At 67.4% G+C, this 13557-nt stretch carries 11 protein-coding genes; 3 read left to right on the forward strand and 8 right to left on the reverse strand.

All coding sequences use genetic code 11. The annotated features are described in order from the left end of the window. Window positions 1-12: 12 nt before the first annotated feature. The 3 genes from ACV229_RS21685 to ACV229_RS21695 form a co-directional block, all read right to left on the reverse strand. Entirely contained in the window at window positions 13-1980 is a 1968-nt protein-coding gene (locus ACV229_RS21685) for a glycosyltransferase (RefSeq protein WP_448085158.1), read from the reverse strand. Between the two features lie 170 nt (window positions 1981-2150). After that, complete coding sequence (locus ACV229_RS21690) at window positions 2151-3497, reverse strand: hypothetical protein (RefSeq protein WP_448085159.1); 1347 nt, start codon at window positions 3495-3497, stop codon at window positions 2151-2153. A 26-nt stretch (window positions 3498-3523) separates the two neighbouring features. After that, window positions 3524-4981 (reverse strand): HlyD family secretion protein, encoded by a 1458-nt coding sequence (locus ACV229_RS21695; protein ID WP_448085160.1) that lies wholly within the window; start codon window positions 4979-4981, stop codon window positions 3524-3526. Window positions 4982-5773: 792 nt separating this feature from the next. On the opposite strand from ACV229_RS21695, the gene ACV229_RS21700 reads away from it, so the two are divergent. Together ACV229_RS21700 and yfcF are read left to right on the forward strand one after the other, a co-directional pair. Next, on the forward strand, window positions 5774-6205 hold the full coding sequence (locus ACV229_RS21700) for an NlpC/P60 family protein (protein ID WP_448085161.1): 432 nt from the start codon (window positions 5774-5776) through the stop codon (window positions 6203-6205). Window positions 6206-6360: 155 nt separating this feature from the next. Then, entirely contained in the window at window positions 6361-6993 is a 633-nt protein-coding gene (gene yfcF, locus ACV229_RS21705; protein ID WP_448085162.1) for a glutathione transferase, read from the forward strand. A 126-nt stretch (window positions 6994-7119) separates the two neighbouring features. Here yfcF and ACV229_RS21710 read toward each other — a convergent pair whose 3' ends face one another. The 5 genes from ACV229_RS21710 to ACV229_RS21730 all read right to left on the reverse strand — a co-directional run bounded on the left by ACV229_RS21710 (window position 7120) and on the right by ACV229_RS21730 (window position 12868). Further along, on the reverse strand, window positions 7120-8556 hold the full coding sequence (locus ACV229_RS21710) for an efflux transporter outer membrane subunit (RefSeq protein ID WP_448085163.1): 1437 nt from the start codon (window positions 8554-8556) through the stop codon (window positions 7120-7122). A gap of 10 nt (window positions 8557-8566) precedes the next feature. Then, on the reverse strand, window positions 8567-10141 hold the full coding sequence (locus ACV229_RS21715) for a DHA2 family efflux MFS transporter permease subunit (RefSeq protein ID WP_448085164.1): 1575 nt from the start codon (window positions 10139-10141) through the stop codon (window positions 8567-8569). A gap of 13 nt (window positions 10142-10154) precedes the next feature. After that, window positions 10155-11246 (reverse strand): HlyD family secretion protein, encoded by a 1092-nt coding sequence (locus ACV229_RS21720; RefSeq protein ID WP_448085165.1) that lies wholly within the window; start codon window positions 11244-11246, stop codon window positions 10155-10157. 64 nt (window positions 11247-11310) lie between these two features. Next, window positions 11311-11742 carry a MarR family winged helix-turn-helix transcriptional regulator gene (locus ACV229_RS21725; RefSeq protein ID WP_448085166.1) on the reverse strand — a complete coding sequence of 144 codons (432 nt, stop codon included), beginning with the start codon at window positions 11740-11742 and terminating at the stop codon, window positions 11311-11313. Between the two features lie 199 nt (window positions 11743-11941). Beyond that, window positions 11942-12868, reverse strand: a complete 927-nt coding sequence (locus tag ACV229_RS21730; protein ID WP_448085167.1) for a LysR family transcriptional regulator — start codon at window positions 12866-12868, stop codon at window positions 11942-11944. A 175-nt stretch (window positions 12869-13043) separates the two neighbouring features. Between ACV229_RS21730 and ACV229_RS21735 the strand changes: the two genes are divergently transcribed. Continuing rightward, entirely contained in the window at window positions 13044-13472 is a 429-nt protein-coding gene (locus tag ACV229_RS21735) for a MarR family winged helix-turn-helix transcriptional regulator (protein ID WP_448085168.1), read from the forward strand. Window positions 13473-13557: the final 85 nt, after the last annotated feature.

Below are 13557 nucleotides of genomic sequence, written 5' to 3' on the forward strand. Positions count from 1 at the left end.
GAGAAGCCGGACTCAGTCCGACAGCGCGCGCTGCATGAGGCGCGAGATCGCCAGCTTCGGCTGGCCCTGCGCTGCGATGTTGTGCGGTGGATCGCCGAACAGCATGCGGATCAGCCCGTGGCGCGCCGCGGTATCCACATGCAGTGCGACGCCGAGCAGGCGGCCCTGGCGGCGCACGATGCGGCACGGGATCCAGCCGAGTTGCGCGAGCCACAGCGCGCCTTTGGCATCGACCGGCAGCGAACCGGCTTGCGGCGTGATCACGGCCGCGCCATTGCACGACAGATCGTGCGTCGTCACCGCGTATTCCTGTTGGCCGATACGCAATCGCGCAGACACGCGATAAGGAAATCGTTCTTCCTTGCGCGGCCGAGGCAATTCCACGCATACCAGCAGCGACGTGAGATACAGCAACAGCGAGATTCCGGTCCACGCCGAATTGAACACGAGCCCCGGCGCATCAGGATCGCTCGTCAGCGCATGCCCGAGCCCGAGCGCGGACAGCACGATCAAGCTCCCGTACAGCGCCGCGAACTTGCCGTGAATGATGAGCTTCGAGCGGTCGAGGCCCTTGTTCGTGACCTTGAACGGCCGCCCGAACGGCCGGAGGATCGCGCTCGCGAGCGACGCGCTCACGGCCATCGCACAGACGATCTGCGTGACCTCGGTAAAGATCGGCAGTGCGCGCCTCCCGGTGATCCACATGCTGTAGCCCCAATAGGCGATCAGCGATGGCACCCCGTACGCGAGAAACTGCATCGGCTCGCCGTACAGCGTCGGCACGTTGAAATACCAGTACAGCAGCGGCCCGAGCAGCAGCATCAGCGTGAACGGCCGGCTCAGCCAGTGCAGCAACCCGTGCACGTAATGCAGCCGCTGCATGAACGTATAGCCGCGGCCGCGCAGCGGGCCGTCGGGCGTCAACGCGACCTGGATCGTGCCGAGCCCCCAGCGGCTGCGCTGGCTGATGTATTCGGCCAGCCCTTCGGCGGACAGCCCGACCGACAGCCGTTCGTTGAGCCAGCGCGTCACGTAGCCGTGCGGCATCAGCCGGTACGTGAGGTGGATGTCCTCGGTGACGGTGCCGGTCGGGAAGCCGCCGATGTGGTCGACGAGATCGCGGCGCACGACGAACGACGTGCCGATGCAGAACGCCGAGCCCCACGCATCCTTGGCCGGCTGCATCACGTCGAAGAACGCGCGCTGCTCGTCGACCCAGCACTCGGTCGAGCGCAGGTTGTACTGCACGGGATCGGCGTTGTAGTAGAACTGCGGTGTCTGCACGACGCCGACCTTCGGATCGGCAAACAGGCCGATGGTGCGCATCAGGATCTTCCGGTGCGGCGCGAAGTCGGCGTCGAGCACCATGATGTACGGCGCGCCGCCTTCCGGGCCCTGCGCGCTGCGATGCAGCCCGTTGTTCAGGTTGCCGGCCTTTGCATGCGTGTTGTCGGGGCGGGTCACGTAGTTCGCGCCGACCTGTTCGCAGAACGCCTTGAGCCAGTCGCGGCGCGTATCGTCGAGCACCCAGACGCGGAAGTCCGGATAGTCGATCGCGAGCGCCGCGACGATGGTCTTCTCGAGGATCTCGAGTCCTTCGTTGTAGGTCGCGATGAAGATGTCGACGCGCGGCACTTTCGCGGCGCGCCGCAGCCGCGCTTCGCCGGCATCGGCGTCGGGCGTGTGATCGCTGGTGCGCGTGAGCACGACGATCGAGATCAGCGTGTACAGCAGCGCGATGCACTCGAAGCCGAAGAAGACGTGCGCCCACACGCTCGGAAAATCCATGCGCGGGTCGGGCAGCGTCTGCGTCACGCGCCAGACCATGTACGTCAGCAGCAGCGTCGCGGCGACGCCGCCGAACAGGATGCGATCGACGGCGCGCTCGCGTTTGCCGAGCCGCGTGAGCACGCACACGATCAGCAGCACGCCGCCGTTGATGACGAGCAGGGATCGGCTTGCGAGAAAGAAATCGAACATCGTTGCTCCTGTCGAACAGATGGCGACCGAACCGGGCGCCTGGTTCGATCCCATGCAAAGTTGTTGATGCTTCAGCGCTTGTGTCGACCGGCGCTTGTGCTTCAGCACCGGCTCCGGCCCCATGCTTCGTACTCGGTCTCACTCGACGCTGTCAGCGCTTCAGCGCCGACTCAGTTCCCGTTCGCGACCTGCGCGTGAGCGCCGCCGCCGGGACAACTGCCACCGGGCAGGCATCCCCCGGGACGAAACGGATTCCACCCGGCCGCCGCGAGCACGGCCCATGCGGTCGCGCCGAGGTGCGGGAGATGGAAGTAATAGAAATCCTCGGTCTTCGACGTCGGCCCGATCGACAGCCCCGTGCGAATGCGCGCGTCGGGCGTCGCATAGAGCAGGCCGGACGGCGCGCGCTGCGACAGCAGCAGCGCCCACAGCGGCCGCACCTTGTCGCCCTGGCCGGCCGCCTGCAGCGTGAGCGCTGCCTGACCGGTGCCTTCGGTCCATACGCCGTCCGGATGCGCGTTGAAACCGTAGCCGCCGTTGATCCGATGCGCGCTGTCGACCCATGCGAGGCTGCGTCGCCAGTCCGGTGGCGCGTCGGGAATCGCGAGCAGCGGCCACAGTGACGCGTCGAGCGCCGACGGGCCGACGTTCGGGCTATGCCCGTCGTCGCGCGTGCCGATCAGGAAGCGGCCTTGCTGCGCATCCCACATCGCCGCGACGAATCCACGCGACCGATCCGCGGCCGCACGCCAGCGCGCGTCCCCGGTGCGATCGGCGAGCCAGTGGAACACCGCGTACGTATCGACGTTGTGCTCGGTCGATTTCCATCCCTGATGGATTTGTGTCGGCTCATACCCGAACTCGCCGCCGACATAGCCGGCCGGCGACGTCGCATCGAGCCGGCCCGGATCGACCCAGCCCATCAGCGCGGCGGCGCCGTCGAGATAGCGTTTTTCGTGCGTCGCTTCATGGACGGTCAGCAGCGCGAGCGCGGCCCACGCGACATTGCCGGTGGCGGTGCCGTCCTGATACGCATCCTCGAACCAGCGCTTGCTCGGTTCGTCCCACCAGCCGGGCAGCGGCGCGGGCCCGGCCGGCAGCGCGCCGGCGCGGTACGCATTGCGCAGCCGCATGTCGTGGAAGTGGCGGTCCTGCGTGCTCGCCTGCAGGAACGCGTCGGCGATGCGGCGCGCGTCGTCGGGGCGATGGCACGCGACCAGCGCGATGCTCGCGAGCGCGTTGTCGTAGACGAACGCGGCATGCGTCAGCGCGGGCGCGAGCGGCGGGCCGCCCGGCACCGCCTCGTAGCTGTCGACGAACACCGGCCCCGAGCCCGGCACGGCCGCGACGCGGTCGGCGAGCGTCTTGCAGCCTGACGCCAGCAGGTCCGCGCGCTGCGGCGACGGTGGTGCGTTGTCGGCGCCAGACGCAACGGGCGCGGCGAACATCAGCGGCGCGAGCGGCAGCATCACGATCCAGGCGATCTTGCGTAGATGGTGGATGACGGGCAGCTTCATCGGCATCGGTCCCGGTGCACGCGGCGCTACGACAACTGGCTGCGCAGCCAGTTCAGGCCGTGGCCGGCGGCCGCGCCCAGCGCGTCGAACCACGGTTGCGCGTGATCGGCGAACGACCGGAAGCCGGCTTGCCAGTTCACGTCGTCCGGAACGAAGTCGGACACGCTGCTGCCGAGCCAGCTCTGGTTGAGACTGACCTTTGCCCAGCGGCCCATCGCGCAGCTGTCCGAGGGATCGGCGCGCGTGCCGACGGGCAGCGTCGACAGCGGCCGGTCGAGCTTCGCGATCACGTAGATCTCGTTCTTCTCGATCGGCGGGAACGGCACGAAGTAGCGCGCCTGCTCGCCGTCGGACGCGCGCGGCAGCACCTCGGACACGGACGCCGGCACCGCGCGGGGCACGCCGTCCATCCGCACGTTCAGGCGCGTGCCGGGCAGCAGTTCGTCGCTCAGGCTGCGCGGGAACACGGCGACGACGCGCGACTGCCCGCAGTTGCTCGCGCGGATCAGCGTCGCGCCAGCCGCGACGCGCGTACCGGGCGGAGCGACCACGTCTTCGACGACGCCCGGTTCGCTGGAACCGATCTTGAGATTGGACAACCGGTCGAGCCGCGCCTTCTCGGCATCGATCATCTTGCCGACGGACTGGCCGTACGACTCGTACTGTGTCATCTGCGCTTTCAGTTGCACGATGTCCGCGCTGAGCAGCCGGCCGTGCTGCTCGAGCGACGACACGGAGCCGTCGCTGGCGGACGCGTAGACCTTGTTGCGCGATGCATTGCCGTCGGCCGTCGCGTGATCGAGCTCGGCGGCCGCCGCGGCCTTCGCGTTCGACAGGATCGACAACTGGTAGCGCGATGCATTGGTGTAGGCCTCGCTGACCGCACCGGCCTCCTGCATCGCCTGGTTGCGGCTGACGACGTCGGCCTGCTGGTCGACCTGCGCCTTCGCGACATTGAGCCGTGCCTGCAGCGCGCGGATGCTCGCCGCGTGTTCCTGTTGCGACGCGCTCTGGTAGCGCTGCAGGTCGTGGCCGTTGGTGGCGAGCTGGCTCTCGTCGCCCGCGAGCTGCGCACGCGCGGCGTCGTAGTGCTGCTGGTTGTCGAGCGCCTTGCCGGTGAGGTCGATCAGCAACGCGCGATCGATGTTCGGGTTCTGCACCGTCATCAGCGGCTGGTTCGCCGCGAACGGCTTGCCGGTCGCGACGAGCTGCTGCATCACGATGCCTTCGACCGGCGACGTGACGAGCGCCACCTGGCTGTCGACCACGGCCCGTTCCGACGAGCGCGTGAAGATGTTCGGGAACATGATGGTCAGCACGACCCACGCGACGAACAGCACCACGCCGTAGCCGACCGAGCGCACGGCGAGGTGCCACAGCGGACGCCGCACGGCGGACGGGCGGCGCGCGACGGGGGCGCCATGCGGCGCGGGCGCGCCGGGGACGCTCTCGGGCGGGCGGTTGTCGAGTTGCTGGTCAGACATAAGGCTCTCCTGCAAGGCAAACGCGCGAACGAGCGGACGAAACGCATCGCATGCCCGGTGCGGGCATCAGCGCCGGGCGCCGTCGTCGAAAGCAAGCCGGTGCCGCTGCGCACGAACGCGTGCGCGCTGGCCCCGGCCCACCTGTGTCGCTGGTTGTCCGCAGTGCATCCGCTCCGAGCGTTCGTCGGATCGACACACTGTCTGAACGGGCCGGCTTGGGCCGGCCACCTGATTGGCCCCTCTACCGCAGGCCTTGCTGAATGTGGTCTTGCAACCGTGTTGACGGCTCGCAGTCATTCGCCGAGGCACACCTGGAAGCGGCGCTGCGAGTCAATTCAGACTAGTGAAGTCGCCGGGCCGGTACTGTAAGTGTGTGTAAAAGATGATTTCTTTGAGACCCCAAATAACGCGTGTTAAGTGACTGCATAGTTATGCCGCTATCGTTGTCGGCCGTTTGTAACGCAATGGGCCCGATCCGAAGACGGATCGCAGTGGTCATCACATGCCGTCATCCGGCGGTATCCGTGGCAATCGGGCACGACGCGACGTCTCGCTGCGCTCGATGCGATGCGGACGTCATGCATTGCCGCGGTCGCACGACGATGCGACCGCACGATCCGTACCTGTTGGTCGGTCATCGTCGCGACCATTCGAACGGGCCGTTCGGCGTCGGGCGTCATGTTTGCATCCGGTACGCATCCGCCATGCGGAACTGTGCATGCACCGACCATTGCTCGACATCCGCGCGCAGATCGGCGACGATTTCGCAAACAACATCCTGACGTCACGCACATGACTGTCGATCACCAACCGGTATGGATGCCTGTCGCGATGAGAGAGCGCGGCGTGCGTCGTTTCCCCGCGGGCGAGACGAATCCCCGCATCGTCGAGTACAACAACCACACGAACCTCGTCGGCTATGACGACAAGATCTCGTGGTGCTCGTCGTTCCTCAACTGGTGCATGACGCACGCGGGCTTCCGCGGCACGGGCTCCGCGCTCGCGCGGTCGTGGCTCGAATGGGGCAGGGTGCTCGAGCGGCCGGTCTACGGCTGCATCGCGGTACTGACGCGCGACGACCCGGCGAGCTGGAAGGGGCACGTCGGGTTCTATCTGCGCCACGACGACGAGAACGTCTACCTGTTCGGCGGCAATCAGCTCGAAGAAGTGCGCGAGCTTGCCTATCCGCTCGACACCGTGATCGGGTACCGGTGGCCCGAATAGCGGGCGTTCACGTCTCGAACCGTCACACGCAGCCCGGCTGCGCGTTGCTACACTCCTGCAGGTTGGTCGCGGCATTCACTTGCTTGTCGCTTCCTCGGGCGCGTCGGCCTGTCGCACGCGCCCATGCCCTGGTGCAAATGAACAAGGAGAGAGCAGTGCAAAACGGGAACCTCCGTCTTTACGCGGATTCGGAATACACGAGCCCGTACGTGATGTCGGTCTACGTCGCGCTTCAGGAAAAATCGCTGCCGTTCGAGATGATCACCGTCGACCTCGGCAATCGCGCGCATTTCGCGCCGGACTACGCGGCGGCATCGCTGACGCAGCGCGTGCCGACGCTCGTTCACGACGACTTCGCGTTGTCGGAATCGTCGGCGATCGCCGAGTATCTGCATGACGCATTCCCCGGCGCGCCGCTGTATCCGGCCGACAGTCGCTTGCGCGCGCGAGCGCGGCAGGTGCAGGCGTGGCTGCGCAGCGACCTGATGCCGATCCGCACCGAGCGTTCGACCGAGGTGCTGTTCTACGGGCCGTCCAGCGAGCCGCTGTCGAATCTCGCGCAGGCCGCCGCGCAGAAACTGTTCACCGCCGCCGACAAGTTGCTCGCGCCGGGCGCGGCAAATCTCTGCGGCGACTGGTGTATCGCGGACGTCGACCTCGCGGTGATGTTGAACCGTCTCGTGCTGAATGACGATCCGGTGCCGCCGCGCCTCGCGGACTACGCGCGTACGCAGTGGGAGCGGCCGTCGGTGCAGCAGTGGGTGAAGTTGAAGCGTCCGCCGCAATAAGCGGCACGCGACCGCTGGATCGGTAACACCGCATTCCGGCATGACGGGCCGTTCCGGCCACCCCCGGACGGCCCGCCGCGCATCACTGCACGACGCGTCACGCGCGGCTCCCATTGCCACGATCGATCAATTCGCTGCGACCGCTTCCGCCTTCGCGCCATCCGCCGCATCGTTCCTGCTCCACCCGCCGCCCAGCGACCGATACAGCGCGACCGCCGACAGCGCATGTTCGCGGCGTACCTGATTGAGCGCATCCGAATCGCGCAGATACACTTCCTGCGCGGACAGCACGTCCAGGAAATCCGTCGCACCGCCCTTGTAGAGCTTGTTCGCGAGATCGAGCGCCTTGTCCGACGCGGTGAGCGCGCTGTTCAGCCGCTGCGTCGCCGCGGTCGTGCTGACGAGATCCGCGCGTGAATCCTCGACTTCGCGCAGCGCCTGCAGCATCGTCTGCCGCAGCCCGAGTTCCGACTCGCGCATCCGGCTTTCGCTTTGCGCGATGTCGGCCGTGATGCGCCCCGCATTGAAGATCGGACTCGTCGCGCTCAACGCCGCGCTGAACAGGTTGTCGGTCAGCGTCGGCAGGCCGAGGTACGACGCGGCAAGAATGCCGTCGGACAGGTTCAGCGAGAACTTCGGATACCGCTCGGCCTTCGCGACGCCGACCTGCGCCGCGCGGCGTTCGACCTGCGCATACGCGGTCAGCACATCCGGCCGGCGCAGCAGCGCTTGCGACGGCAGCGTCTGCGGCGTGCCGGCCGGCGGCGCCGGAATGTCGGCCGCCTGCGCGAGCACGAGACGATCGACCGACTCGGGTGTACGGCCCGAATACACGGCGATCAGGTTCAGCTGATGCGCGATCTGCGCCTGCGTCGGCGGAATGCGCGCTTCGAGCGCATCGAGCTGGTTCTGCGCGCGCGTGACGTCGAGTTCGGTCGACAGCCCGAACGCCTGCCGCTTGCGCGTCAGGTCGAGCGCGCGCTGCCGGATCTGCGCGTTGTCCTGCAGGATCCGCAGCTCCTGCTGCGCCCACCGCAGGTCGACATAGGCCGACGCGGTGTCGGCCGCGAGCGCGAGCCGCATCGCGTCCTCCGCATGTTTCTGACCGACGAGTTCGGCCTTCGCGGCGAGCAGATCGAGCCGTTCTCCGCCGAACACATCGGGCGACCAGCTCAGCGCCAGGCCGGCACCGGCCTGCTTCACGTAGCCGAGCGGCGGCGGCGTGTTCTGGCGCGTGTAGGCCCCGTGCGCAGTCGCATCGAGTTCGGGCAGCAGCACCGAGCGTTTCTGCACCGTCAGCGCCTGCGCCTGCTGCACGCGCTCGGCGGCCGCCTTCAGGTCGAGATTGCCGTCGAGCACGGTCGCGATCAGCTGGTCGAGCACGGGATCGCGGAACTGCGCCCACCACGTGGCGGCATCGACATCGGCATGCGGCACGTCGGTGTCCCATGCGGCCGGCGCGAGCGTTTCGACCGACTCGTGCAGCGCCGGATGCTGCGCGGGCTGCACCGCGCAGCCGGCGGCGAACACGCTGACGGCGACTGCGACAAGAAGCTTCTTCATGGTGAATTCCTTAGTGCGCGTCCGGCGGTGGCGCGCCCGCTGAAATGGGTTCGGAGAACATCACCGCGGCCAGCGCGACGACGAAACACAGCGACAGCGCATAGAACGCATCGGCATAGGTGAGCGTCAGCGCTTCGCGATAGATCAGGTGATGGAGGTTCGCGAGTCCGGACTGCGCGGCGTTCAGCGTGTCGCCGGCAACGGACATCCAGTACGCGGTCTGCCGGTCGAGCAGCGCGGCGATCTGCGGCTGGCCGGCCGTCACGTGCTCGTTGAGGCGCAGGTAATGAAAATTCAGCCGGTCGTTGAGCATCGTCGCGCTGACCGCGATGCCGATTGCGCCACCGAGGTTGCGCATCAGGTTGAACAGGCCGCTCGCCGACTTGAGCCGCGACTGTGGCAGCGAGCCAAGCGACATCGTGACGATCGGCGGCACGCTGAACTGCTGGCCGATCCCGCGCAGCGCCTGCGGCAGCAGCAGCTCACGCCAGCCCCAGTCATGCGTGATCGGCGTGTACAGATAGCAGCCGAGACCGAAGCACACGAGCCCGAACACGAGCAGCACGCGCATGCTGACGAAGCGCGTGGCGAACGCATACGCGCCGAGCGCCAGCATCTGGAACGCGCCGACCGACAGCAGTGCGATGCCGATCTGCAGCGAATTGAAGCCGCGCACCTGAGCGAGGAACAGCGGCGTCAGGAACACCGTCACGAAGATCCCGATGCCCGTGACGAACGACAGCAGGCTGCCGATCCCGAAGTTGCGGACCGCGAGCGCGCGCAGATCGACGATCGGATCCTTTGCGGTGAGCGCGTGCACGATGAACAGGAAGCCGCAGATCCCGGAGATCCATGCGCACGCGACGATCACGTGATCGCTGAACCAGTTCTTGCGCGGGCCTTCTTCCAGCACGTATTCGAGGCAGCCGAGGAAACCGGACATCAGCACGATGCCGAGATAATCGCCGCGCTTGAGCAGTCCGAGGTCGGGTTTGTCGATGTGCACGTAGCGCGGCACCAGCGCCGCGACGGCGATGCCCGGCGCGAGGTTCAGGTAGAACAGCCAGTGCCACGACCACTGATCGGTGATCCAGCCGCCGATCACGGGGCCGATGGCCGGTGCGAGCGACGCGAGCGCGCCGATCGTCGTCGATGCGACGATCCGCTGCTTGCCGGGGAACAGCACGAACGCGGTCGTGAACACGGTCGGGATCATCGCGGCGCCGAGCGCGCCCTGCAGCCCGCGAAACAGGATCATCGAGTTGATGTCCCACGCGAGGCCGCACAGCATGCTCGTGATCGTGAAGCCGACCGCCGACGCGACGAACAGCCAGCGCGTCGACAGCACTTTCGACAGCCAGCCCGACATCGGGATCACGATGATCTCCGCGATCAGGTAAGCGGTCTGCACCCACGACAGCTCGTCCTGGCTCGCGGACAGGCCGCCGCCGATGTCGCGCAGCGACGACGCGACGATCTGGATGTCGAGCGTCGCCATGAAGAACCCGACGCACATCAGCGCGAACGCGAACACGCGCTGCTTCATCGGTTGCGACGCGGGGTCGCCGGAGAAACCGGTGGTCATGAGCGGCTCCGCGTCAGTGCGTAGGGTCGGTATGCACGGTCACGACCGCGGACAGGCCCGGGCGCAGCACGTTGTCGAGGCCCGGCTGAGCGTCGAGATGCACGCGCACCGGCACGCGCTGCACGATCTTCGTGAAGTTGCCGGTCGCGTTCTCCGCCGGCAGCACGCTGAACGTCGCGCCGGTCGCGGGCGCGAGGCTGTCGACGCGGCCGTGCAGGGTCACGCTCGATGCGTCGAGCGACACGTCGACACGGTCGCCCGCGCGCATCCGTTTCAACTGGTCTTCCTTGAAGTTCGCATCGATCCACAGGCCCGACGCAGGGACGATCGTCAGCAGCGGCACGCCGACGTTCGCGAGCATCCCGACCCGGCCCGTGCGGTTGCCGACGTAGCCGTCGACGGGCGAGCGGATCGTCGTGTACTCGACGTTCAGCGCCGCGACCCGTTGCGCGGCGAGCGCGGTGTTCACGCGCGCGCGCGCGTCGACGAGTTGCGCGCCGAGCACGTCGAGCTGCCGTTTCGCGGCGAGCAGCGCGGCGTCGCTGCGGTCGACTGCCGCGGTCGCCTTCGAATAGTCGGCATCGGCGCGCTCGACGATCTGGTTGGAGACGGCGTCGGATTTCACGAGTTCGCGGTAGCGCGACTTGTCGGAGGCGGCGCGCGTCAGTTCGGCAGACGAAGCGCTTTTCTCCGCCGCGCTCTGGCCGATCACCGCGTATTGCAGCTGCTGCTTCGCTTCGAGTTCGGTCACGGCCGCACGCGCGCTGTCGACTTCGGCCGTCGCCTGCGCGAGTTTCGCGTCGTAGTCGCGCGCGTCGAGCCGGACGAGCACGTCGCCGGCCTTCACGCGCTGGTTGTCGGTCACCAGGATGGCGTCGACGAAGCCGTTCACCTTCGGCGCAAGCACCGTGACGTTGCCGCCGACGTAGGCATCGTCGGTGCTTTGCTCGAAGCGCAGCACGAGATCCCAATAGAGTCCCGCGGACGCCACCACGACGACCACGGCCAGCACGGCGACCTTCATCCACGGCACGCGGCGGCGCTGCCGCGCGACGTGCTCGACGGGAGCCGCCTCTCGGGAAACGGATGTCTGGGTCGTATCCATCGATTCACCTATGTATATGCACCTATTGGATCGATCGACGCGACGCGCCGATCGGAGGATTGCTTCAACGTTCCGGAATGTTGTGCGTGATCCGGAACAGTTCGTCTCTGAGCTGGGCGGCTTGCGTCGGTCCGAAGCGCCGTTCGAACGCCTCCTGCGCGGCCAGCCAGTGCGTGTGCGCGTGCGCGATCTTCGCTTCGCCGTCGCCGGTCAGCGCGAACGTGAGCCGCCGGCCGCTGCCTTCGTTGCGGCCGGCGACGAGCGCCGCGCCGACGAGCGGCTTCAGCGCACGCAGCAGCGCGGTGCGTTCGATGACCAGCACGGCCGACAGTGCCGCCATCGTCAGGCCGGGGCGGTCGCGCAGCAACGCGAGGATGCTGTACTGCGACGCGGTGACGCCCGCGTGTGAAAGGTAGCGCTCGTAAAACTGCGAGATCCGGCGGGCGGCCTGCCGGACAGCGAAACAGTCGTCATCGGTGAGCGAGTACTTGTGCATGTGCACATCATAGTGAGCGGGGCCGCGCGAAGCGATGCGCGGCGACAGATCAGATTGGTTCGCCGGTTGTACCAATCGGCGGGCGGCAGCGTCGTGTCGGGTGTTCATCCGGCCGGATGCCGGACGCGCGCGTTTGGCGGCGTTCGGCGACGCGCGCCGTCCGGAGGCGTCTTCGATATCGGCAATCGGCGCGGCGCCGCTAGCCGGCGGTGACCGGCTCGACAGCCTCGGCGGCTTGGCCGGCGTAGGCCGTCGCATACTCGATGAACGCCTTGACCTTCGCCGGCAGCAGCGCGCGGTTCGCATACGCGAGCTTGATTTCGACGAACGCATTGACGAGATCGGCGTCCTCGAGCAGTTGAACCAGCGTGCCCGACGCCAGCTCCTGCTCGACGAGTCCCCTCGGCACGACGCCGATCCCGAAATGGCGCAGCACCATCTCGCGGTTGAACACCGGGCTGTTCGACGACATGTCGAAGTGGTACGGCACGGTCAGCGTGTCGCCGTCGACGCGGAACGCGAGCGCCGGGCGCCGCAGCGACGGCGACAGCGGCACGAACGGGTGGTCGGCCAGATCAGCCGGCGTGGCCGGGTGGCCGTGCGTGCGCAGATACTCGGGCGTCGCGACGATCACGACCGGAATCCGCTCGAGCAGCCGTACGACGGTCGATTCGGTGGTCAGCATGTACGGCACGACGATGCCGATGTCGTAGCCCTCGCCGACGAGATCGACCGGGCGCTCGGTCAGCGTGACGTCGAGGCGCACTTTCGGATACGCGGCCTTGAAGCCCGCGATCAGCGGCACGAGCCGGCTCAACGCGGCGGTGGTGTGCGCGACGAGCCGCAGCAGGCCGTCCGGCTCGCGCGTGTGCGTCACGGCTTCCGCTTCGAGCGCGTCGAGTTCGTCGAGCACGGCCGCGCAGCGCTCATAGATGCGCTCGGCCGTCTCGGTCAGCGACACCTGCCGCGTCGTCCGGTGCAGCAGGCGGCTGCCGAAACGCATTTCCAGATCGGCGATCGCACGCGACACGACGGGGCGCGCGAGGCCGTGGATGTCGGCGGCGCGGGTGAAGCTGCGATGCTCCACCACCGACCGGAAAATCCGCAGCTTGTCGAAGTAGTCCATGTGCGTCTCCTCGCGCTCGAACTTGGGGCTGGGCAGCGGGGCAGTCGTGAACGGCTCGCGACGATCCGGCCCCGGGTGCATGCGGCGATCCGCGCGGCGACGGCCATCCCCACAGCCACCCGATACGGCGAAGTATACGTTGACTTTATGCATATGCACATATAAATTGCCTGCCATGGATGACATTCAGATTGCCGGTGCGTGCAACTGCTTCGCGCTGCGTCAGGCGACGCGGTTCGTCACGCAAATCTACGAGCGCCATTTGAGCCCGGTCGGCGTGACGCCGGCGCAGTTCTCGATCATGGCGATCCTGTCGCGCCGGCCCGACGTGATGATGAGCGATCTCGCCGATGCGCTGGTGATGGACCGCACGACGCTGCTGCGCGCGCTGAAACCGCTGCAGCGCGACGGATTGGTCGCCACCGGCATATCCGAGCACGACGCGCGCGCGCATGCGCTCAATCTGACGAAACAGGGCGTGCGCGTGTTCGGTCAGGCGAAGCGTGCGTGGCAGGCCGCGCAGGAAGAGTTCGAGACGCAATTCGGCCAGGGCCGCGCGAAGGCGCTGCGCGACGAGCTGTTCAGCCTGACGGGCAAGCGGTGAATCGACGGGGAAGGCAACGCTCGGACAGCGCCGCTGCATCGGCTGTTCTGTATCGTCCCCGTGTTCTTGCCGCGTAGCGATCCCG

The organism is Burkholderia sp. MR1-5-21 (assembly GCF_053427715.1).

Excerpts from the sequence above, each read along its gene's own strand:
- ACV229_RS21685 (WP_448085158.1), bottom strand. The coding sequence starts at position 1,980 with ATGTTCGATTTCTTTCTCGCAAGCCGATCCCTGCTCGTCATCAACGGC.
- ACV229_RS21690 (WP_448085159.1), bottom strand. The coding sequence starts at position 3,497 with ATGAAGCTGCCCGTCATCCACCATCTACGCAAGATCGCCTGGATCGTG.
- ACV229_RS21695 (WP_448085160.1), bottom strand. The coding sequence starts at position 4,981 with ATGTCTGACCAGCAACTCGACAACCGCCCGCCCGAGAGCGTCCCCGGC.
- ACV229_RS21700 (WP_448085161.1), top strand. The coding sequence starts at position 5,774 with ATGACTGTCGATCACCAACCGGTATGGATGCCTGTCGCGATGAGAGAG.
- ACV229_RS21710 (WP_448085163.1), bottom strand. The coding sequence starts at position 8,556 with ATGAAGAAGCTTCTTGTCGCAGTCGCCGTCAGCGTGTTCGCCGCCGGC.
- ACV229_RS21715 (WP_448085164.1), bottom strand. The coding sequence starts at position 10,141 with ATGACCACCGGTTTCTCCGGCGACCCCGCGTCGCAACCGATGAAGCAG.
- ACV229_RS21720 (WP_448085165.1), bottom strand. The coding sequence starts at position 11,246 with ATGGATACGACCCAGACATCCGTTTCCCGAGAGGCGGCTCCCGTCGAG.
- ACV229_RS21725 (WP_448085166.1), bottom strand. The coding sequence starts at position 11,742 with ATGCACAAGTACTCGCTCACCGATGACGACTGTTTCGCTGTCCGGCAG.
- ACV229_RS21730 (WP_448085167.1), bottom strand. The coding sequence starts at position 12,868 with ATGGACTACTTCGACAAGCTGCGGATTTTCCGGTCGGTGGTGGAGCAT.
- ACV229_RS21735 (WP_448085168.1), top strand. The coding sequence starts at position 13,044 with ATGGATGACATTCAGATTGCCGGTGCGTGCAACTGCTTCGCGCTGCGT.